Consider the following 20,258-nt stretch of genomic DNA (forward strand, 5'->3'; position numbering starts at 1 on the left):
CGCTGACGACACCTGTTGCCAACCCGGATTCGACCTAAATGGCATACAGCGTATCCTGCAATCTCGCATGCAGGGAATTGCTGTCGCAATCCGGAGACTTACAGCGTGGCGGTCATAGTTCCCTTCGAGAGCCATTCCACCGCATCGATCGATCAACTGGTGGCGCTGGTTGCGGCCGACATGGAGCGCGTCAACAGCACCATCCTGTCGCGCACCGGCTCTGAGGTCACCATGATCCCGGAGGTCGCCAACCACCTGATCTCGTCGGGCGGCAAGCGGTTACGGCCGATGCTGACGCTGGCGATGGCCAATCTCACGGGCTATGCCGGCGACGGCCATATCAAGCTCGCCGCCGCCGTCGAATTCATGCACACCGCCACTTTGCTGCACGACGACGTGGTCGACCAGAGCGAGCTGCGCCGCGGGAAATTGTCCGCCCGCATGCTGTGGGGCAACGAGGCCAGCGTGCTGGTCGGCGACTTCCTGCTCGGCCAGGCCTTCCGGATGATGGTCGAGGTCGGGAGCCTGCGCGCGCTCGACATCCTGTCCTCTGCCGCGGCGACCATCGCCGAGGGCGAGGTGATGCAGCTCGCCGCCGCCAAGAACACCGCGACCACCGAGGACGAATATCTCGCGGTGATCCGCGGCAAGACCGCCGAATTGTTCGCCGCGGCCTGCGAGGTCGGTCCGGTCATCGCCGGCCGCCCGAAGGCCGAGCAGACCGCCTGCCGCTCGGTCGGCATGAATCTCGGCATCGCGTTCCAGCTGGTCGACGACGTGCTGGACTACGGCGGCAAGGCCGCCAAACTCGGCAAGAATGTCGGCGACGATTTCCGCGAGGGCAAGATCACCTTGCCGGTGGTGCTGGCGTTCCGCCGCGGCAACGACGCCGAGCGCGCCTTCTGGGTCAAGGCTCTGGAGCGCGGCGAAATCGAGGACGGCGACCTCGACCACGCCATCGGCCTGATGACCAAACACCGCGCCCTCGAAGACACCATCAACCGCGCCCAGCATTACGGCGCCATGGCCGTCGACGCGCTGGCGCTGTTCCCGCCGTCGCCGATGAAGACCGCGCTGGAGCAGGTGGTGGCGTTCTGTCTGGCACGGTCGCACTGAGGCAAACAATGACGCCGTCATCCTGAGGTGCTCGCCTTTTCGGCGAGCCTCGAAGGATGCGGAAGCGGGCGCAAGAGCACGTGGCCCATCCTTCGAGGCCGTCGCAAGAGCGACGGCGCCTCAGGATGACGGCAGAAATTGCGGTGAACTCAGTTCAACGCCCCGGCATGCACCCACCACTGCGGATGCGCCTGCCCGATCGCCTGCGCGGCCTGCTGCGCGGTGGCGTCGTCGTCGAACAGGGCAAAGCAGGTGGCGCCGGAGCCGGACATGCGGGCCAGCCGGACACCGTCGAGCGCCCCGAGTGCCGACAGCACCTCGCCGATCACCGGCTCGACCTTGATCGCCGGGGCTTCGAGATCGTTGACGCCGGCGGCCAGCGCCTTGATCCAGACGTCGATGGCGGCGTCTTCGCCGGGCCATTTCGGCGCCTTCAGCACGTCGGTGATGCCGACGCGGAGCTGGCCGTTGCGCAGGCCGAGTTCCTTGAACACATCCTTGGTCGCCACGGGCACGCGCGGATTGACCATCACGCAGGGCAATCGCGGCAGGCCGAGCGGCAGCAGCGTATCGCCCACACCGGTCATCACGCAGGCGCGGGATTCCAGGCACACCGGAACGTCGGCGCCGGTCAGCCGCGCGACTTCCAGCAATCGCGCCTCGTCGGCAGCAAGGCCATTGGCCTGCGCCAGCAGCCGCAACGCCGCGGCAGCATCGGCCGAACCGCCGCCGATGCCGGCGGCCACCGGCAAATGCTTGTCGAGCGCAAACGCGCCGACCTTCAGGCCCTCGACCCGTTCGCCGAGCAGGCGTGCCGCCTTGATCACCAGATTGTCGGAGGCCTCGCCGCATTCCTGCGCGCGCGGACCGCTGGTCGAGAGCGCGAGTTCGCCGCCCACGTCCAGCACCAGGGCGTCCGCGCAATCGGCGAACGCCACGACGCTTTCCAGATCGTGATAGCCATCGACGCGGCGGCCAACCACCCGAAGGGTCAGGTTGACCTTGGCACGCGCAGTATCCCTCAGCGCCGACATCGGCGAACCAGCCTTTCGATCAACCGCCCTTGCCGTCTTCTTTTTTCTTGTCGGCAGAGGCTGCGGACGATGACGGATCGTCCGGCAGGCCGTTTTCGATCTTGGCTTCGATCTTCGGCAGTTCTTCCGCTTCCGGCTTCAGGTCCTTGGCATGCTGCCACTGGAATTTGGCTTCCAGGGTGCGGCCAACCCGCCAGTAGGCGTCGCCGAGATGGTCGTTGATGGTCGGATCTTCCGGCTTCAGGTCGATGGCCCGCTCCAGCGTCTTGGCGGCTTCCTCGAAATTGCCGATCCGGTAATAGGCCCAGCCAAGCAGAATCGACGATGTAGCCATCGTCCGGCCGCTGGTCGACGGCGCGCTTGATCATCTTCATGGCGTCGTCGAGGTTGATGCCCTGGTCGATCCAGGAATAGCCGAGATAGTTCAGCACATGCGGCTGCTCGGGCTGCAGCTCAAGCGCCTTGCGCATGTCGGTCTCGGCCTTGGCCCACTGCTTGGACCGCTCCAGGCAGATGCCGCGGAAGTAGAAATACACCCAGTTCGGCTTGTCCTGGTTGGCGGCGATCACGTCGATGCCCTGGCTGTAGGTCTCGGCGCAATCGGCGAACTTCTTCTTGCCGCGCTCGATATTGCCGAGCGCCATGATGGCTTCGAGATCCTTGGGATCCTCGGCGGTGACGCCCTTGAGGATCTTGATCGCTTCTTCCGAGCGGTCGGCGGCGTCGAGATCGGTGGCCTGCTGGATCTGCGCGTTGCGCTTCAGCGCCGAATTGGCCGGTACGCGCTCATAGACCTTGATGGCCATCGCCGGCTTCTTCACCGATTCATAGAGATCGGCAAGCGACAGCAGCGCCAGCGAATGATCGGGCTTCAGGTAAAGCGCGAGCTGCAGATAGACCAGCGCCAGATCCTCGCCACCGCGGCGGGTCAGCGACGCGCCGATGCCGTACAGCGCCTCGGCGGCGCCGGCCTGCGGGCTGTCGACCAGCGGCGGCAGCTTCTTGCCGGCCTTGGTCTCCTTGATGCCTTCCAGCACCAGCGGATGGCGGGCCAGCTTCTTGTTGAAATTCTCGTAGATCGCCTGCGCGGACGCATCGTCCTTGTTGCGCGAGGTCCAGCGCGCATAGGCGTCGACTACGCGCAGCGCGGAATCGTCGAGCTTGTAGGCGCGCTCGAAGCGGGCGCCGGCATCCTTCTGCTTGCCGGCGAGGTCGAGCAGCATGCCGGCATGCAGATCCTTGAAGATCGGATACCATTCCGGACCGGCCAGCTTGTCGATATTGGAAATTGCGGTCTTGCTGTCGCCGGCGCCATAGCTGGCCCAGCCCGACAGCAGCGTCGCCACGAGATCGGTGATCGGGCCGCGGATCGACTGGTTGATGTTGGTCTGCGCCGCGGCATATTTCTTCAGCTTAAGGTCGCGCACGCCGACCACCAGCCGCGCCACGCGGTTTTGCTTGTCGATCACCAGGATGCGGTCGGCGAGCTTGACGGCCTCGTCGATGTCGCCGTCGGCCAGCGAGGAGATGAAGGCGCGGTCGAGCAGTTCGTTGTTCTTCGGGTCGGTGCGCAGCGCCGAGCGGTAAAACGCCGCAGCCGAGCTGGCATCGCGTTCGACGCTGGCGTGGCGCGCAGCGAGGTAGCTGCCCGCCGTGGTGAGGAATTTCAGGTCGCGGCTGTTGGGAAACTGCGCCGAACTGTCGGCCGTATGGTCGGGGGTCTGGGCCAGCAACGTGCCGGGCAACGCCAGCGTTGCAACAGCCACAGCGGCGAGGGTCAGGCGACGAAATAGGTTGGACAACATCACGATGGGCCTGGCTCCAAAAGAAAACGGAGATTTACGGATAAGGCTCCGATGCGCAACCGACCCGGCAGCATCAAGCCCTCTGACAATGCCGCGTTTGGCGCTCAATCGCAAGGATCGGGCCCGAACCGCCCATGCCGATAGATGCCGCCGATGGCACTATATCCCTGAAGGCGCCCGCACTGTGGCGGTTCCGTGACGAACGCTGCGTTCCCCGGGCGCGGCGCAGCACGAAGTGCTGCTCCGCAGACCCGGGGTCCAGGATCCTTGTTTGCGAACCGGGATCCCGGATCTGCGAAGCGGCATGTCGGCGATGCAAGAGCATCGCCTGAGAATGCCGCATCGCGTCCGGGAAATGCGACGGCGCTCGTGAACGTCGCCCCTACATCGCCTCGTAATTCGGTCCGCCGCCACCTTCGGGCGGCACCCAGGTGATGTTGCCGTTGGGGTCCTTCACGTCGCAGGTTTTGCAGTGAACGCAGTTCTGCGCGTTGATCTGGAAGCGCGGACCGGTGGATTCCTCGACCCACTCATAGACCCCCGCCGGGCAATAGCGGTTCGACGGGCCGGCGAATACGTCATGCTCCGACGACTTCTGCAGCGCCATGTCGGCGACCTTGAGATGGACAGGCTGGTCCTCCTCGTGATTGGTGTTGGACAGGAACACCGAGGACAACCGGTCGAAGGTCAGCTTGCCGTCCGGCTTCGGATAGGCGATCGGCTGGTAGTTCTTCGCGGGCTTCAGCGTCTTGCGATCCGGCTTGTCGTGCTTGAGCGTGCCGAACAGCGAGAAACCGAAGGTGTTGCACCACATGTCGAAGCCGCCCAGCGCGTTGCCGACGAGGGTACCGAACTTCGACCACAGCGGCTTGGCGTTGCGCACCGGGAACAGGTCCTTGCCGATCGACGACGCCCGCCAGCCGTTCTCGTAATCCACCAACTCGTCATTGGCACGGCCGGCCTTCAGCGCAGCGTCGACGTGCTCGGCGGCCTGCATGCCGGACGCCATGGCGTTGTGCACGCCCTTGATGCGCGGCACGTTGACGAACCCCGCCGCGCAACCGATCAGCGCGCCGCCCGGGAAGGTCAAACGCGGCACCGACTGGTAGCCGCCTTCGGTGATGGCGCGCGAGCCATAGGCCAGCCGTTTCGCACCGACAAAGGTGTCGCGGATCAAGGGGTGGGTCTTGAAGCGCTGGAATTCCTCGAACGGATAGAGGTAGGGGTTTTCGTAGTTCAGATGCACCACGAAGCCGACGGCCACCAGGTTGTCGTCGTAGTGATACAGGAACGAGCCGCCGCCCACGTCGTTGTCGAGCGGCCAGCCGAACGAATGCTTGACCGTGCCCTTCTGGTGTTTCGCCGGATCGATCTGCCAGATTTCCTTGAGGCCGATGCCGAACTTGCCGGGCTCGCAGTCCTTGTCGAGGGCGAATTTGGCGATCAGCTGCTTGGTCAGGCTGCCGCGCGCGCCCTCGGCGAACAAGGTGTACTTGCCGAGCAGCTCCATGCCGCGGGTGAAGCTGTCCTTCGGCTTGCCGTCGCGGCCGATACCCATGTCGCCGGTGGCGATGCCGCGCACCGCGCCGCTCTCGTCATACAGCGTCTCCGCAGCAGCAAAGCCCGGATAGATCTCGACGCCGAGCGCTTCCGCCTTGGCGGCCAGCCAGCGCGTCACCATGCCCAACGAGGTGATGAAGCAGTGATGGTTGTTCATCAGCGGCGGCATCAGGAAGTTCGGCAGCCTGAAGCCGCCGGTCTTGGTCATGAAATAGAACTGGTCGTCCTTGACCTGGGTCTTCAGCGGACAGTCGGCATCCTGGCGCCAGTCCGGGATCAGCTTGTCCAGCGACACCGGATCGATCACCGCGCCGGAGAGGATGTGGGCGCCGACCTCGGAGCCCTTTTCCACGACCACCACGGTGAGTTCCGCGTTGAGCTGTTTCAGCCGGATCGCGGCGGCCAGGCCCGACGGGCCGGCGCCGACGATGACGACGTCGAATTCCATGGACTCCCGGGGCGGCAGTTCGTCGGTGCTCATATTGTGATCTCGATTTGGTCTTATGCCCGTTTCAGAACGCTTCTAGGGTGGTTGTTTCCGATTTTTGGCGGAAGAACAAGCACAACGACAGAAATGCGACGCCGGGCGTTCCGTTGCGGGGCGATCCGTTCTAGATTGGCGGCATGTTGTTGACGCCGCGCCATGACGCCTGACCCCGCCCCCACTGTGCACCAGTTGCTGGCCTTCTACCTCGAGGCCGGGGTGGACTGCGCGCTGATGGACGAGCCGGTGGACCGGATGTCCGACGTCGATGTGGCCGCGACCGTGCGGGCGGCGGCCCAACCGGCCCCGCAGCGCCGGACGCTGGCCTCGATGGACGCCGAGGCCAAGCCGAAGCCGCCGGCCAAGGTCGAGATCGCGCCGGAAGTCGCCATCGCCGCCGCGCGGGATGCCGCGCGTACCGCCCCGTCGCTGGAGGCGCTGCGCGGCCTCATGGACAAGTTCGAAGGCTGCGCGCTGAAATCCACCGCGACCCAGTTGGTGTTCGCCGACGGCAACCCGCAGGCCCGCATCATGTTCGTCGGCGAAGCGCCGGGCCGCGAGGAGGATATAGAGGGACTGCCGTTCGTCGGCCGCTCCGGCAAGCTGCTCGATCTGATGCTCAAGGCCATCGGCCTCGACCGCACCACCGTCTACATCGCCAACGTGATTCCGTGGCGACCGCCAGGCAACCGCACGCCGACGCCGCAGGAAACCCAGACCTGCCTGCCCTTCATCCAGCGCCACATCGAACTGGTCAATCCGGACATCCTGGTGACGCTGGGCAATCCTTCGACGCAGACCCTGCTGCAGACCAGGGACGGCATCATGAAATCGCGCGGCCGCTGGGTCGACTACGACACCGGTACGCGCACGATTCGGGCGATCGCCAGCTTCCACCCCGCCTATCTGCTGCGCTCGCCGTCCTACAAGCGCATGGCGTGGCTGGACCTGCGCGCGATCGCCAAGGCGCTGGAAGCATTGCCGGCAAGATAATACGGGCGAGACGGCGCTGGTCGCCGCGGCGCCGACCAGGAATAAAAAGAAGCCCCCTCCTTGCGGAGAGGGCTTCCGGATCATCGCCTGATGGACGACGCTTAGTCCTCGTTGCCGCCTTCCTGACGGCTGGCCTCGAACAGGAACCAGGTCCTGCGCTCGGTCTCATCGATGAAGTTTTCCAGCAGCCCGGCGGTGGCGGCGTCCTCGACGTCGTCGACGACCTTGTGCGCCTTGCGCATCGCGGCGGCCATCGCCTTGTTGTCGTTCATCAGTTCGCGCAGCATTTCACGCGGCGGAACATAGTCCTCGTTGTTGTCCTTGATGGTCTGCAGCTTGGCGATCTCGCCGATCGAGCGCACGGTCCGGCCGCCGACCTTGCGGACCCGCTCCGCCAGCGCATCGGTGGTGGCGAAAATCTGATCCGACTGCTCGTCGAGCATCAGGTGATAATCCCGGAAATGCCGGCCGCTGATGTGCCAATGGAAGTTCTTGGTCTTGAGGTAGAGCGCGAAGGCGTCGGCGAGCAGCACGTTCAACGTCTTGGAGATCTTCTCCACGGCCGCGGACGGCAGATCGGTCGGCGTATCGAGATCGGGAGCAACTTTGCTTGCAGTGGGTGTTTTACTCACGGTGGACCTTCCTTTGACATTTGGGAACGCTGATTCGACGCTCAAGCGGCGGAGCGATGCGGCAACAGAATCCGGTCATTCTCCCCAAGCCTGCCCGACTGTCTTGAACAAAGATCACGTCTTCACGATGAAACCCGACAGGTTTTACAGGAGTGAAGAGGTTTCCCCTTGACGCCAAAACGCTCTAGAGAATGCCTAACGCAGCACGATTATCCAGGTTCCATCGGCGGAACAAACAATAACCAGGCCCTAGCCCCATGGACGAATGGATCGATTATTACGATTCCACGCACACGATTTATGCCAGCAGGCTGCATCGTGACGTGCACTTCGAGGTCATTGCCCGGGAAATTATCGGCTACATCGGGGCGCCCGACGCCGTGGTGCTGGACTTTGCCTGCGGCGAGGCGCTGTCCGCCGGCCGTGTGGCCGAGGCCTGCGGCAGGCTGATTCTGTCCGAGCCCGCGCCGGGGGTTCGCGGCCGGCTGGCGGCCCGCTTTGCCAGCAATGCCAAAATCGAGGTGCGGTCGCTCGACGAATTGCCGGGCCTGGCCGAAAACTCCGTCGATCTGGCGATCATGAACTCGGTCAGCCAGTACATGAGCCCGGCCGAGCTGGACTCGGCTTTCGCGGTGATCCGCCGCCTGCTGAAGCCCGCCGGGCGGCTGGTGGTGGGCGATGTGCTGGCGCCGGAGACCGGAATGGGCCGCGACGTGATCGCCCTGCTCCGCCTCGCCTGGACCCACGGCTTCATGAAGGATGCGCTCTGGGGACTGGTGCGCACCGCGCTGTCGGACTACCGGCAGTTGCGGGCCAAGGTCGGGCTGCAGCGTTACAGCGATGCCGAGATGATCGCCCGGCTCCAGACGGCGGGCTTCGCCGCCACGCGGGTCCCCGCCAACATCGGCCATAACCCATGGCGCATGACGTTCGTCGCCCAGCACGCCCTCTGATACCTTCCCGGCGCATAGACATTCTTAAGCCTACCGGTAATTAAAAGTGGCCTGCCGGCCTATGATCGGTATGATCGTCGGCGGCCCGGTGGCGGAAGTTACGCGGGGGCAGTGCATCGCTCTTCATCCTGGTTCAAGTCCAGGCCGGGCCTCCAGCCTCCGCCGCTTCGGCTCGGCAAGCCCTATTGCCACGAAGGCCGCCCCACCTTGCTTCGACGAGCGATCCGCGCCGGTATATTCCCGGTTGACGGCGGCTTCAAAAGCCTTCCCCGCCCCGGCAATGTGGTCTAAAGACAGCCGCGCGCGCGGGTCGACTTTGACTTCGAGGTTGGCTCGGCGCCCAGGCCCAAGGGACGCGCGACACGCGCGCCCTTTTTTTGTGCCGATTTGACACCACTCGCGAGATGCAATGCCCAAACGCACAGACATATCCACCATCCTGATCATCGGCGCCGGTCCCATTGTGATCGGCCAGGCGTGCGAATTCGACTATTCGGGCACCCAGGCGGTCAAGACGCTGAAGGAAGAGGGCTACCGGATCGTCCTGGTCAATTCCAATCCGGCGACCATCATGACCGACCCGGAATTGGCCGATGCCACCTATATCGAGCCGATCACCCCGGAGATCGTCGCCAAAATCATCGAGAAGGAGCGCGGCGACCGTTCCAAGGGCTTTGCGCTGCTGCCGACCATGGGCGGCCAGACTGCGCTGAACTGCGCGCTGTCCCTGCGCAAGCAGGGCACGCTGGAAAAATTCGACGTCGAGATGATCGGCGCCACCGCCGACGCCATCGACAAGGCGGAGGATCGCCAGCGCTTTCGCGAGGCGATGACCAAGATCGGGCTGGAGACGCCGCGTTCGGTGCAGGTCAAGAACCTGCCCGACGCCTTGCGCGCCCTCGACGTGATCGACTTCCCGGCCTTGATCCGCCCCTCTTTCACCATGGGCGGCACCGGCGGCGGCATTGCCTACACCAAGGCCGAATTCATAGAGATCGTCGAGCGCGGCATCGACGCCTCGCCGACCTCCGAAGTGCTGATCGAGGAATCGGTGCTCGGCTGGAAAGAGTTCGAGATGGAGGTGGTCCGCGACAAGAAGGACAACTGCATCATCGTCTGCTCGATCGAGAACATCGATCCGATGGGCGTGCACACCGGCGACTCCATCACGGTCGCGCCGGCGCTGACGCTGACCGACAAGGAATACCAGATCATGCGCGACGCCTCATTGGCGGTGCTGCGCGAGATCGGCGTCGAGACCGGCGGCTCCAACGTGCAGTTCGGCGTCAATCCCGCCGACGGCCGCATGGTGGTGATCGAAATGAATCCCCGCGTGTCGCGCTCCTCGGCGCTGGCGTCGAAGGCCACTGGCTTCCCGATCGCCAAGGTCGCCGCCAAGCTGGCGGTCGGCTACACGCTCGACGAAATCGCCAACGACATCACCGGCGGCGCGACCCCTGCGTCGTTCGAGCCCACCATCGACTACGTCGTCACCAAGATTCCGCGCTTCGCCTTCGAGAAATTCCCCGGCGCCTCCACCACGCTCACCACCTCGATGAAATCGGTGGGCGAAGTCATGGCGATCGGTCGCACCTTCCAGGAATCGCTGCAGAAGGCGCTGCGCGGGCTCGAGACCGGCCTCACCGGCCTCGACGAGATCGAGATCGACGACCTCGGCCGCGGCGATGACAAGAACGCCGTCCGTGCCGCTTTGGGCACGCCGACGCCGGACCGCCTGCTGCAGGTCGCGCAGGCGATGCGGCTCGGCTGGAGCGACGACGACATCTTCACGTCCTGCAAGATCGATCCCTGGTTCCTGTCGGAGATGCGCGGCATCGTCGACATGGAGGCCAAAGTGAAGGCCAACGGCCTGCCGGGCAATGCGTTCGGCATGCGCTCACTGAAGGCCATGGGCTTCTCGGATGCGCGTCTCGCCGGGCTCACCGGCAAGACCGAAGTCGAGGTCAGGACTCTCAGGCGCTCGCTCGACGTCCGCCCCGTGTTCAAGCGCATCGACACTTGCGCCGCCGAATTCGCCTCGCCCACCGCATATATGTACTCGACCTACGAGTCGCCGTTTGCCGGCACCACGGCCGACGAAAGCCGGCCCTCGGGCAAGGACAAGGTGATCATCCTCGGCGGCGGTCCGAACCGCATCGGCCAGGGCATCGAGTTCGACTATTGCTGCTGCCATGCCTGCTTCGCGCTGCATGACGTCGGCTATGAGACCATCATGATCAACTGCAACCCGGAGACGGTGTCGACCGACTACGACACCGCCGACCGGCTGTACTTCGAGCCGCTCACCGGCGAGGACGTGCTGGAGATCATCGAGACCGAGCAGCAGAACGGCAGGCTGCACGGCGTCATCGTGCAGTTCGGCGGCCAGACCCCGCTGAAGCTGGCGCATACGCTGGAAGACGCCGGCGTCCCCATTCTCGGCACCTCGCCCGACGCCATCGATCTCGCCGAGGACCGCGACCGCTTCAAGCGCGTGCTCGACAAATTGAAATTGAAGCAGCCGAAGAACGGCATCGCCTACTCCGTCGAGCAGGCGCGCTTGGTGGCGTCCGACCTCGGCCTGCCGCTGGTGGTGCGCCCGTCCTACGTGCTCGGCGGCCGCGCCATGCAGATCATCCGCGAGGAGAGCCAGCTCGGCGACTACCTGCTCGGCACGCTGCCGGAGCTGGTGCCGGGCGACGTCAAGGCGCGCTATCCCAACGACAAGACCGGCCAGATCAACACCGTGCTCGGCACCAATCCGCTGCTGTTCGACCGCTATCTGTCGGACGCCATCGAGATCGACGTCGACTGCCTGTGCGACGGCAAGGACACGTTTGTCGTCGGCATCATGGAGCACATCGAGGAAGCCGGCATCCACTCCGGCGACTCCGCCTGTTCGCTGCCGCCGCATTCGCTGGATGCCGCAATGATTGCGCGCCTGGAGGCGCAGACCCGCGACATGGCGCTCGGCCTCGACGTGGTCGGCCTGATGAACGTGCAGTTCGCCATCAAGGACGGCGAGATCTACGTGCTGGAGGTCAATCCGCGGGCGTCGCGCACCGTGCCCTTCGTCGCCAAGGTGATGGGTATCCAGGTCGCCAAGATCGCCGCGCGCATCATGGCCGGCGAGAAGCTCGCCTCCTTCAATCTGCAGAAGCGCAAGCTCGACCATGTCGGCGTCAAGGAATCGGTGTTTCCCTTCGCCCGCTTCCCCGGCGTCGATACCGTGCTCGGGCCGGAGATGCGCTCCACCGGCGAGGTGATGGGCATCGACCGTTCCTTCGAGGTTGCGTTTGCCAAGAGCCAGCTCGGCGGCGGCACGCGCGTGCCGCGCAAGGGCACCGTCTTCGTCTCGGTCCGCGAGGACGACAAGACCCGCATCCTCGAGGCGGTCAGGCTGCTGTCGTCGCAGGGCTTCAAGGTGCTGGCGACGTCCGGGACCCAGCGCTTCCTGGTCGACAGCGGGGTCCCCGCCGTCAAGATCAACAAGGTGCTGGAAGGCCGGCCGCATATCGTCGATGCCATCACCAATGGCGAGATCCAGCCTGGTGTTCAATACCACCGACGGTCCGCAGGCACTGGCCGACAGCCGATCGCTGCGGCGCGCTGCCCTCTTGCATAAAGTTCCGTATTACACCACTCTTTCGGGCGCCGTTGCGGCCGCGCAGGGAATCCGGGCCTATCGGGACGGGGACCTTGAGGTCCGCACACTGCAGAGTTACTTTTCCGAAACCTGATCCCGGCCGGGCCTGACCGGACCCGATCAGCAATAAACAGGGCATGACTGGAACTCGCCAGTCATGTCATTGTTCTGTTTCGGCGCTTGTTCGCACGTGAGAGCACGGTCGGCCGCATGATCCGGACCCGCTGTCCTGATTTGTGATAAGATCCTGCTTCGATCGATGATCCGGACGACATGAGGCTGCGCGCATCGCTGCGCCGCCACCTGCCAAATTGCACTGTAATGCGTGCGCCGCATCGGCGTATGCATGACGTTAGAGGACGAAGAAAGATGGTTGAGAAGGTCCCGATGACCGCCGGCGGCTATGCCGCCCTCGAGGTTGAATTGAAGGAGCGTCAGACGGTGAACCGCCCGCGGATCATCGAGCAGATTGCCGAAGCCCGCTCCCATGGCGACCTGTCGGAAAACGCCGAATATCACGCCGCGAAGGAAGAGCAGTCGCACAACGAGGGTCGCATCAACGAACTCGAGGACAAGCTGGCGCGTGCCGAGATCATCGACATCAGCAAGCTCTCCGGCGACACCATCATGTTCGGCGCCACCGTGACTCTGATCGACGAGGACACCGAGAAGAAGGCGGTCTGGCAGATCGTCGGCGAGCCGGAAGCCGACGCCAAGAAGGGCCGCATCTCGATCACCTCGCCATTGGCGCGCGCGCTGATCGGCAAGGCCAAGGGGACCTCCGTCGAGGTCGTTGCTCCCGGCGGCGCCAAGGCCTACGAGATCACCAAGGTTGAGTGGCGCTGAGCCTTTCGCATAGCCACCAGCAACAAAGGCCGCGCCCACCGCGGCCTTTTTGCTGCGCCATGCAACCGTCCGTCCCGCCGATCAATCAAAAGCGAGGAAGACCGGAATAATTGTCACGCGGCTGTGTTTAACAGGCCTGTGCTTTTGAACGCGGTTGGCTTGAAAACTGCTTTCAATCGTGTTCGGACAACGCACTACTCGCATCACAATCGTCTACATCTCGACTGGGGGACTATTCATGAATTTCGATTCCATCGCCGCCAAGTATCAGCCGGCGGCGCTCAGCCTGTTTCGCTTCATCACCGGCCTGCTGCTGTTTCAGTACGGCGTCGCGAAGATCTTCAAGTTTCCGGCCGTGCCGTATTTCGCCAAGGTCGAACTATTTTCGCTGATCGGTGCGGCAGGCACTATAGAACTCGTTCTCGGCGCGTTGCTGATGGTCGGTCTTTTCAGCCGTCTGGTGGCCTTCATCCTCGCGGGCGAAATGGCGTTCGCGTACTTCATCGGCCACATGTTCAAGGGCGCCGAGCCGGTGTTCCTGCCGCTGCTCAACGGCGGCACCGCCGCGATTCTGTTCTGCTTCGCCTGCCTGTATCTGGCGACGTCCGGCGGCGGCCCGATCAGCCTCGACGCGATGCTGCGCAAGAAGAGCTGAGATTTCCTTCGACTTCGGGAAGCCCGCGTTGTTCTCAACGCGGGCTTTTTCGTGCATCGCAATTACTTGCCCCGGACGCGGCGCATCACGAAGTGCTGCTCCGCGTCCGGGGCAAGTGAATCAGCCCGCGACCTTGAGCTCCAGCGGCACCGCGGCGGCATATTTCGAGTTGTGCAGCACCAGCGACGTGCGCACGTTCCGCACGTGCGGCGCGGCGGTGAGCTGGCCGACGAACTCCTGGAACGTCGCCATGTCCGGCGCCACGCATTTCAGGATGAAGTCGATCTCGCCGGACAGCATCCAGCATTCCCGCACCAGCGGCTCCTTGCGGACGAAATCCTCGAACGCCTTGAGGTCGGCGTCGGCTTGGCTCGACAGGTGGACCGAGGCGAACACCGTGACGTCGAAGCCGAGCAGCCGCGGATCGAGCAGGCCACGATAGCCCTGGATGTAGCCGGCCTCTTCCAGCGTACGCACCCGGCGCAGGCAGGGCGGCGGCGAAATGCCGACCCGGCGCGCCAGTTCCACATTGGTGATGCGGCCGTCGGCCTGGATTTCACTGAGAATCTTGAGGTCGATCTCGTCGAGACTTTTCGGCACGCGGGGCAGGTCCTGGCTGGTGGCAGAGGTCGGTTCGTTCTCTTCCCCCAAGTTCATAGCCTAAGCGCCCGGTTTGGCGCAATTTTATTGCGCGTGCGGTGCAGAAATTAAGCGTCATCCGTGGAAAATCTGCGTGGACGGATTGCAATTCTTGCATAGCTCGCCAGATAACCTAGACTTAAGTCAGACTCGGATTTGCCACTTTCCGGTCGCCGCGACGCTGTCGCGTGAGCATTTCGCATCACAACTGACCAATTTCCCTTCAGAAAGGGATTCTGACCATGGCCGCCCCCATCCACGCCAAAGTTGTCATTATCGGTTCCGGTCCCGCCGGCTACACCGCAGCGATCTATGCCGCGCGGGCGATGCTGGAGCCCGTGCTGATCCAGGGCATCCAGCCGGGTGGGCAGCTCACCATCACCACCGACGTGGAAAACTATCCCGGCTTCGCCGATGTGATCCAGGGCCCGTGGCTGATGGAGCAGATGGAAAAGCAGGCGGCCCATGTGGGCACGAAAATCGTCACCGACCTCGTCACCGAGCTCGATCTGGCGCAGCGCCCGTTCCGGCTGGTCTGCGACAGCGGCGACATCTATCTGGCCGAGACCGTGATCCTGGCCACCGGCGCGCAGGCGCGCTGGCTCGGCATCCCCTCGGAGGAGCAGTTTCAGGGCGGCGGCGTCTCCGCCTGCGCCACCTGCGATGGCTTCTTCTATCGCGGCAAGGACGTCGTGGTGGTCGGCGGCGGCAACACCGCGGTCGAGGAAGCGCTGTTCCTGACCAACTTCGCCGCCTCGGTCACCATCGTCCACCGCCGCGATCATTTCCGCGCCGAACGCATCCTGCAGGAGCGACTGTTCAAGCATCCCAAGATCAAGGTGATCTGGGATTCGGCGATCGACGAGATCTGCGGCACCGCGGGTCCCGCCAAGGTCACCCATGTGCGGCTGAAGAACGTCAAGACCGGTGCGACGACGGACGTTCCCGCCGACGGCGTGTTCATCGCCATCGGCCACGCCCCGGCCACCGACCTGGTCAAGGGCCAGATCAAATTGCGGCCGTCGGGCTATGTCGAGGTTGCGCCGAATTCGACCGCGACGTCGGTGCCCGGCGTATTCGCCGCCGGCGACGTGGCCGATGAAACCTGGCGCCAGGCGGTCACCGCTGCTGGCATGGGCTGCATGGCCGCGCTCGAAGTCGAACGTTATCTGGCTGCACACGCCCACGACCGCGCAGCGGCGGAGTAATCATGGCACGAACTCGCGACGGATTCACGGATATGGACTGGGATAAGCTGAAGGTGTTTCACGCGGCGGCGGAGGCGGGAAGCTTCACCCATGCCGGCGAACAACTCGGGCTGTCGCAGTCGGCGGTGTCGCGCCAGGTCAGCGCGCTAGAGCAGGAACTGTCGGTCTCACTGTTTCATCGCCATGCCCGCGGCCTGATCCTCACCGAACAGGGCGACCTGTTGTTCCGCACCGCCCATGACGTGTTCATGCAGTTGCAGGCGGCACGCGCCAAGCTCACCGACAGCCGCGAACGGCCGAGCGGCGATCTCAAGGTCACCACCACCCCCGGCGTCGGCATCAACTGGCTGATTCCGCGACTCGGCGAATTCACCGCGCTGTATCCTGAAATCAGGATCTCACTGATCGTCACCGACGAGGAACTCGACCTGTCGATGCGCGAGGCCGACGTGGCCATCCGCACCCGCAAGCCGACCCAGCCCGACCTGATCCAGCGCAAGCTGTTCGCGATGGGCTTCCACGCCTATTGCTCGCCCGAATACGTCAAGCATTTCGGCACGCCGCGCACGCTGGAAGAACTCGATGGCCATCGGATCATCATGCTGAGCGACAGCCAGGTCGCCGTGCACCTGCAGAACCGCGCCTGGCTGATCGAGGCCGGGCGCAATGGATCCGGTCCGCGTGAGCCCTATTTCAAGGTCAACAACGTCCTTGGCCTGGTGCGCGCCTGCCAGCAGGGCCTCGGCATCGCCGCCCTGCCCGACTATCTGGTCGAGGAGAACAACCGACTGGTGCAGCTGTTCAGCGAGTCCGACTCGATTCAGCTCGATACCTACTTCGTCTATCCCGAAGAATTGAAGACCGTGGCACGTGTCCAGGTGTTTCGCGACTTCATCGTCAGCAAGGCGCAGCGCTGGCCTTCGTGAGTTCCAGTCCATCCCCGGACTCGCATGACTGACATGCGAGGTGAGGCGTTGCTCACCAGCGCCGGCAGGGGACATAATCCTTGCACGCTGAGAGCCCGTTCTGCGCTTTGTCCCCCTCCTCCAGCGGAGCGGGTTCTCAGTTATCCCTCTTGGAAGGTGATTGTGTCGGCCTCACGTGGCCAATACCTCAAGCCGGGCTCATTTGAGTCCGGCTTTTTTTTGCGTGGATGGCATGGTTGCCGCACGTGGCCGTCGAGGCTCACCGCGAGAGGCTCGGCATCAGCGATGCCGGCGCCGGACAACGCCACGCGCAAACACCGCCCGATCGCCCACAGCAAAAAACGCGCGAACCTCGCGCGCCTCAGTCGTCGGAGTCAGACGGAGATTATGCCGCCTGCTTGTGCATGGTGCCGGTGGCCGATGCGCTGCCGCGGATCGCCTTGATCGAGCGTTCGATGGCAGCCCATAGCTTGCTGATTTCGCCGGCCGCGCGACCCTCGGCGGCGTATTCGCGTGCACCTTCACCGTTGCCCAGCGCCATCAGCAGATCGGCGCGGTTGGTGATCTGGCCCGCCCAGACCGGCGCCTTGAACTTGGCGAGGGCTTCGCGCGCGATGGTCACGATGCGGCTCTCCACGTCGTCCCGGCGCGCCGGTGCACCGTTGATCACGACGGCATAGGGCTTGCGGGCGGAGCGGCAGCTTTGAATGGTGTCCTGCACGGCATTGACGTCGAACACGCCGGGACGCGCCGGAATGATCACCATGGTGGCGTTCTTGATGGCATCGTCCACGACCGCCGAGGTGTTGGGCGGGGTATCGATGAACACCCACTCGACTCCATCGCGCTTGGCGGCGGCGACGATCTCGCTGACGGTGCGATTGGCAACCTTCAGCGGCGGCTCGTTGGTGCCCCGCAGCTTGTGCCAAAGCGTGAGTGATCCCTGCGGATCGGCATCGATCAGCAGGCACGGCTTGGAAGACTTGTGAACCTGTGCAGCAAGATGAGCGGCAAGGGTGCTTTTTCCCGAGCCACCTTTACGCGATGCAAAAACAATAACGTTCATATGTCCGGCCTCCTGATTGACCCCAGAAGGCGAAAATGAATCAGCGCGCTGATTCGTTAAAGGAAAATTTATCGCCTGCTTCACTTTAGCGGTCGGGTTTATCCGCCATGCTGTCTTTTGAGGCACACAATGCGGTGCAGCAGGCTAAAAATGAGTCAGTCGTGCGACTGAACCGTGACTGCGACAACTATCAAACTGCTATTTGTGTTGTTTCGCGCGCTGACGCTCGACCCACTTGCGCTCCAGCCATCCCAGCGACTTCGCCGTCGGCTTCTCGAGGATGGGAACGTCCTGGGCGATCAACGCCACACCAAGCGGCAGCATCCACAGGCCGAGCACGGGAAGAAAGCTGAGGGTCCCGCCCACCACCAATAGTCCGGCGAGCGGAATTCTCAGCAGGCGGGACGAGGGCCTGCGCAGCCAGTTGATGAACTGCGCCGGTTTCGGCGGCAACCGGTCGGCAAACCGCGTGAAATGTCGGTCGATCTCGGCTTTGTAGTCAGCGCTCAAGATGATTCTCCTCACCGCCGGACATGTGGCCTGACGGCATCGTTACCAACGCGTCAGCTTGTCGCGGCGCGACTTTCCGGCCGGTTGACTGACAGCGCGGCAGTTCGGCCAAGCTGCCGACCGGCACAGCGAACGGCCGATGCGCCGTCCTGCAACGATCGCTTCAATTCTTGCGGCGCGGAGCCTTCGCCTTGCGCGGCTTGATGCTGAGCGGCTTGCGGGCGGTGACCGGCGTCAGCGCGGGCGACGGTTCGGACTCGCGAAAGAAGGCCCGGCAGCCGGGGCTGAGCTGCGCCCGCTGACGGATCATGCAGGCGGTGATCCGATCGACGTCGGGAATATCCGAACTGCACAGCCGCATCGCGTCACCGGTGCACAGCTGCTCCTGCTCCGGCGAGTAGGCCTGGGCGGCGCCCGCCAGCAGCAACAGCATGATCGCCGCGCCCAGCGTTGTGTCGCGGCGCAGTCTCCCGCAGCGTCCCATCAAATCCTCCCTCGACGTGATTGACGACGGCAAAATGTCCGTGAAGCGCGCCGCCTTTGCAAGCCCTGCGCGGGGCTGAGAAAGCGGACGGGGTGACACGGTGTGTCAGGCGGGTGATGTTGCCCTGCAGGCCGCATACATCCAGCCATCACGGCGACATGCACCATGAGGCGACGCTCGGTCCGGATCTGAAAGCTGGACGGGGAGCATGGTACAGTTGGCTGGCCTCGAACCAGCGACCTCCTGCTCCACAAACAGGCGCTCTAACCAACTGAGCTACAACTGCATCCCTGATCGGCCCCTGCGAGGGGGTCGCGAACAGGCGGGAAACTAGATGCAACGCATCTCTTTGGCAAGGCCGCGAGGAGGCTGAAATCGCCTTGTTGCGGCGAATTCAGCCGATGTGCGCGGCGAAATCGGCAGTTCTTGCGCGGGCTCGCCCGATCCCGGCAAAACAAAGCCCGGGCCGCCGGCCCGGGCTTCGCAATCGTCGCTCGCCTGCTCGCTTAGGCGGCGGGCTTGAACAGCTTTGCCGCGCCGGTCTTGATCGGCTCGGCGGTCTCGGAGGCGATCTTCTGGCCTATCTCGGCCAGTTCCTTGGTCTGGCCGGTCAGGGTCTCGACCTGGCTCTTGGCGAAGGCGCTGAACAGCTCCATCGCCGCCGCCGGTGACTTCACGCCGATCAGCGACTGCATGAAGTCAAAGCCGGCATTGGTGTTGGTCTTGGCGATGTCCAGCAGCTTGGCGGAATAGTCGGTCGCGCCCTTGGTCGCGGTCGAGAACACTGCCTCGATGGTGCCGTTGTGGGTTTCGGCGGCGTCCTTGAACTTGGCGTAGCTCTCGCGGGCCTGCGACACGCCCTTTTCGGCGAAGGCGCGAACCTGCTCGGGCATCTGGAACGGAATGACGGAGGAGGAGAACGGATCGTTGGATTCAGCCATGACGTGCATCCTTCGTGTTGAGGGGACCGTGCCACGCTCCCGGACGGCGTGTCCCCGCCGACCGGGTGGCAAATTACGCAATCGGTAGAGAGATTGAGCAATATCCTGTCGGACTTGTGCAGCGCAACAGAATATTGCAACGCAAAAACGTATAGCAGCCCTTACCCAGATGCACGTTCCCGGCAATGGAACCGGATTCGTGCAACCCAGGGTAAGGTATCCCGTTCTTGACGGTTCTGGTTCTCGTCAGTTTTTCGGCTTGGCCGCTTCCATGGCGGTCTGGGTCATGATCTGGCCCATCTCGCTGGCCTGCTCTGCCAGTGCCTTCATTTGCGCCTGCACGTATTCGCTGTGAAGCCGCATGACGTCGCCGAGATCCTTGGCGTGCAGCGGCTGCTGGGCGTAATCCAGCGACGCCTGCACGTTCTTTTCAGCGAAGCCGATGGCCCGGGCGCTGATGTCCTTGGCGCCGGCGCGCACTGTGGCGCCCTTGTCCTCAATGCTGCTGGCAGTCTGCTGGGCGCTGGCCAGAAAGTGTTCGAAGGTCTTGCGCGCCTGCTCGAAGCTCGCTTCCGCCATCGACTTCATGTCCTTGGGAATTTCAAAACGTTCGTCGCTCATGTCCCACTCCTGTGTTGCAGGGCCATCCACAGCCCTGGCTCCCCGTTCGCCCACTGAAGTTAACCACCGCAGACGTCGCCGCTGTGACGCGGTCATCCGTCGCCGGCCGGCTTGCATCGTGAACCTTTGTTCCGGTTTT

At 63.8% G+C, this 20,258-nt stretch carries 16 protein-coding genes, 1 tRNA gene and 2 pseudogenes; 8 read left to right on the plus strand and 11 right to left on the minus strand.

All coding sequences use genetic code 11. From position 1 onward, the window contains the following. Positions 1-105: 105 nt before the first annotated feature. Entirely contained in the window at positions 106-1,116 is a 1,011-nt protein-coding gene (locus ACUXVA_RS00770; protein WP_445490390.1) for a polyprenyl synthetase family protein, read from the plus strand. 149 nt (positions 1,117-1,265) lie between these two features. Here ACUXVA_RS00770 and ACUXVA_RS00775 read toward each other — a convergent pair whose 3' ends face one another. The 3 genes and pseudogenes from ACUXVA_RS00775 to ACUXVA_RS00785 all read right to left on the minus strand — a co-directional run bounded on the left by ACUXVA_RS00775 (position 1,266) and on the right by ACUXVA_RS00785 (position 5,996). Next, positions 1,266-2,150 (minus strand): 4-(cytidine 5'-diphospho)-2-C-methyl-D-erythritol kinase, encoded by an 885-nt coding sequence (locus tag ACUXVA_RS00775; RefSeq protein ID WP_445490392.1) that lies wholly within the window; start codon positions 2,148-2,150, stop codon positions 1,266-1,268. A 19-nt stretch (positions 2,151-2,169) separates the two neighbouring features. Next, a pseudogene (locus tag ACUXVA_RS00780) lies at positions 2,170-3,955 on the minus strand (tetratricopeptide repeat protein). A gap of 382 nt (positions 3,956-4,337) precedes the next feature. Continuing rightward, positions 4,338-5,996, minus strand: a complete 1,659-nt coding sequence (locus tag ACUXVA_RS00785; protein WP_265081984.1) for an electron transfer flavoprotein-ubiquinone oxidoreductase — start codon at positions 5,994-5,996, stop codon at positions 4,338-4,340. A 162-nt stretch (positions 5,997-6,158) separates the two neighbouring features. On the opposite strand from ACUXVA_RS00785, the gene ACUXVA_RS00790 reads away from it, so the two are divergent. Beyond that, on the plus strand, positions 6,159-6,992 hold the full coding sequence (locus tag ACUXVA_RS00790) for a uracil-DNA glycosylase (protein ID WP_265081983.1): 834 nt from the start codon (positions 6,159-6,161) through the stop codon (positions 6,990-6,992). 101 nt (positions 6,993-7,093) lie between these two features. Here ACUXVA_RS00790 and ACUXVA_RS00795 read toward each other — a convergent pair whose 3' ends face one another. Continuing rightward, complete coding sequence (locus ACUXVA_RS00795) at positions 7,094-7,624, minus strand: Dps family protein (protein WP_265081982.1); 531 nt, start codon at positions 7,622-7,624, stop codon at positions 7,094-7,096. 257 nt (positions 7,625-7,881) lie between these two features. Here ACUXVA_RS00795 and ACUXVA_RS00800 point away from each other — a divergent pair, with 257 nt between their 5' ends. From ACUXVA_RS00800 to ACUXVA_RS00815, 4 genes and pseudogenes are all read left to right on the plus strand, one after another. After that, positions 7,882-8,577, plus strand: coding sequence for a class I SAM-dependent methyltransferase (locus tag ACUXVA_RS00800; protein ID WP_265081981.1), 696 nt, complete (start codon positions 7,882-7,884; stop codon positions 8,575-8,577). Positions 8,578-8,986: 409 nt separating this feature from the next. Next, positions 8,987-12,317, plus strand: a pseudogene (gene carB, locus ACUXVA_RS00805) (carbamoyl-phosphate synthase large subunit). A gap of 275 nt (positions 12,318-12,592) precedes the next feature. Next, the gene (greA, locus tag ACUXVA_RS00810; protein WP_265081979.1) at positions 12,593-13,069 is read left to right on the plus strand and encodes a transcription elongation factor GreA; all 477 of its coding nucleotides are present in this window, start codon (positions 12,593-12,595) and stop codon (positions 13,067-13,069) included. 238 nt (positions 13,070-13,307) lie between these two features. Then, complete coding sequence (locus tag ACUXVA_RS00815) at positions 13,308-13,724, plus strand: DoxX family protein (protein WP_265081978.1); 417 nt, start codon at positions 13,308-13,310, stop codon at positions 13,722-13,724. Between the two features lie 120 nt (positions 13,725-13,844). Here ACUXVA_RS00815 and ACUXVA_RS00820 read toward each other — a convergent pair whose 3' ends face one another. Beyond that, a complete protein-coding gene (locus ACUXVA_RS00820) occupies positions 13,845-14,324 on the minus strand; it encodes an Lrp/AsnC family transcriptional regulator (RefSeq protein WP_265083567.1) in 480 nt (159 codons plus the stop codon). Positions 14,325-14,605: 281 nt separating this feature from the next. Here ACUXVA_RS00820 and trxB point away from each other — a divergent pair, with 281 nt between their 5' ends. Then, positions 14,606-15,571 carry a thioredoxin-disulfide reductase gene (trxB, locus tag ACUXVA_RS00825; protein ID WP_265081977.1) on the plus strand — a complete coding sequence of 322 codons (966 nt, stop codon included), beginning with the start codon at positions 14,606-14,608 and terminating at the stop codon, positions 15,569-15,571. A gap of 2 nt (positions 15,572-15,573) precedes the next feature. After that, entirely contained in the window at positions 15,574-16,497 is a 924-nt protein-coding gene (locus ACUXVA_RS00830; protein ID WP_265081976.1) for a LysR family transcriptional regulator, read from the plus strand. 385 nt (positions 16,498-16,882) lie between these two features. Here the strand turns inward: ACUXVA_RS00830 and ACUXVA_RS00835 are convergent, their stop codons facing one another. The 6 genes from ACUXVA_RS00835 to ACUXVA_RS00860 form a co-directional block, all read right to left on the minus strand. Next, positions 16,883-17,563: a ParA family protein gene (locus ACUXVA_RS00835; RefSeq protein WP_265081975.1), complete on the minus strand. Its 681-nt coding sequence runs from the start codon at positions 17,561-17,563 to the stop codon at positions 16,883-16,885. 198 nt (positions 17,564-17,761) lie between these two features. Continuing rightward, positions 17,762-18,073, minus strand: a complete 312-nt coding sequence (locus ACUXVA_RS00840; RefSeq protein WP_265081974.1) for a hypothetical protein — start codon at positions 18,071-18,073, stop codon at positions 17,762-17,764. Between the two features lie 163 nt (positions 18,074-18,236). Next, positions 18,237-18,557, minus strand: coding sequence for a hypothetical protein (locus tag ACUXVA_RS00845; RefSeq protein WP_265081973.1), 321 nt, complete (start codon positions 18,555-18,557; stop codon positions 18,237-18,239). Positions 18,558-18,766: 209 nt separating this feature from the next. After that, positions 18,767-18,843 (minus strand) — tRNA-His (locus tag ACUXVA_RS00850). A gap of 220 nt (positions 18,844-19,063) precedes the next feature. Beyond that, positions 19,064-19,498: a phasin gene (locus tag ACUXVA_RS00855; RefSeq protein ID WP_445490398.1), complete on the minus strand. Its 435-nt coding sequence runs from the start codon at positions 19,496-19,498 to the stop codon at positions 19,064-19,066. A 246-nt stretch (positions 19,499-19,744) separates the two neighbouring features. Next, a complete protein-coding gene (locus ACUXVA_RS00860; protein ID WP_445490400.1) occupies positions 19,745-20,119 on the minus strand; it encodes a phasin family protein in 375 nt (124 codons plus the stop codon). Positions 20,120-20,258: the final 139 nt, after the last annotated feature.

Source organism: Rhodopseudomonas sp. RCAM05734 (assembly GCF_052658035.1).

Excerpts from the sequence above, each read along its gene's own strand:
- ACUXVA_RS00775 (WP_445490392.1), bottom strand. The coding sequence starts at position 2,150 with ATGTCGGCGCTGAGGGATACTGCGCGTGCCAAGGTCAACCTGACCCTT.
- ACUXVA_RS00785 (WP_265081984.1), bottom strand. The coding sequence starts at position 5,996 with ATGAGCACCGACGAACTGCCGCCCCGGGAGTCCATGGAATTCGACGTC.
- ACUXVA_RS00790 (WP_265081983.1), top strand. The coding sequence starts at position 6,159 with ATGACGCCTGACCCCGCCCCCACTGTGCACCAGTTGCTGGCCTTCTAC.
- ACUXVA_RS00800 (WP_265081981.1), top strand. The coding sequence starts at position 7,882 with ATGGACGAATGGATCGATTATTACGATTCCACGCACACGATTTATGCC.
- greA (WP_265081979.1), top strand. The coding sequence starts at position 12,593 with ATGGTTGAGAAGGTCCCGATGACCGCCGGCGGCTATGCCGCCCTCGAG.
- ACUXVA_RS00815 (WP_265081978.1), top strand. The coding sequence starts at position 13,308 with ATGAATTTCGATTCCATCGCCGCCAAGTATCAGCCGGCGGCGCTCAGC.
- trxB (WP_265081977.1), top strand. The coding sequence starts at position 14,606 with ATGGCCGCCCCCATCCACGCCAAAGTTGTCATTATCGGTTCCGGTCCC.
- ACUXVA_RS00830 (WP_265081976.1), top strand. The coding sequence starts at position 15,574 with ATGGCACGAACTCGCGACGGATTCACGGATATGGACTGGGATAAGCTG.
- ACUXVA_RS00835 (WP_265081975.1), bottom strand. The coding sequence starts at position 17,563 with ATGAACGTTATTGTTTTTGCATCGCGTAAAGGTGGCTCGGGAAAAAGC.
- ACUXVA_RS00845 (WP_265081973.1), bottom strand. The coding sequence starts at position 18,557 with ATGGGACGCTGCGGGAGACTGCGCCGCGACACAACGCTGGGCGCGGCG.
- ACUXVA_RS00855 (WP_445490398.1), bottom strand. The coding sequence starts at position 19,498 with ATGGCTGAATCCAACGATCCGTTCTCCTCCTCCGTCATTCCGTTCCAG.
- ACUXVA_RS00860 (WP_445490400.1), bottom strand. The coding sequence starts at position 20,119 with ATGAGCGACGAACGTTTTGAAATTCCCAAGGACATGAAGTCGATGGCG.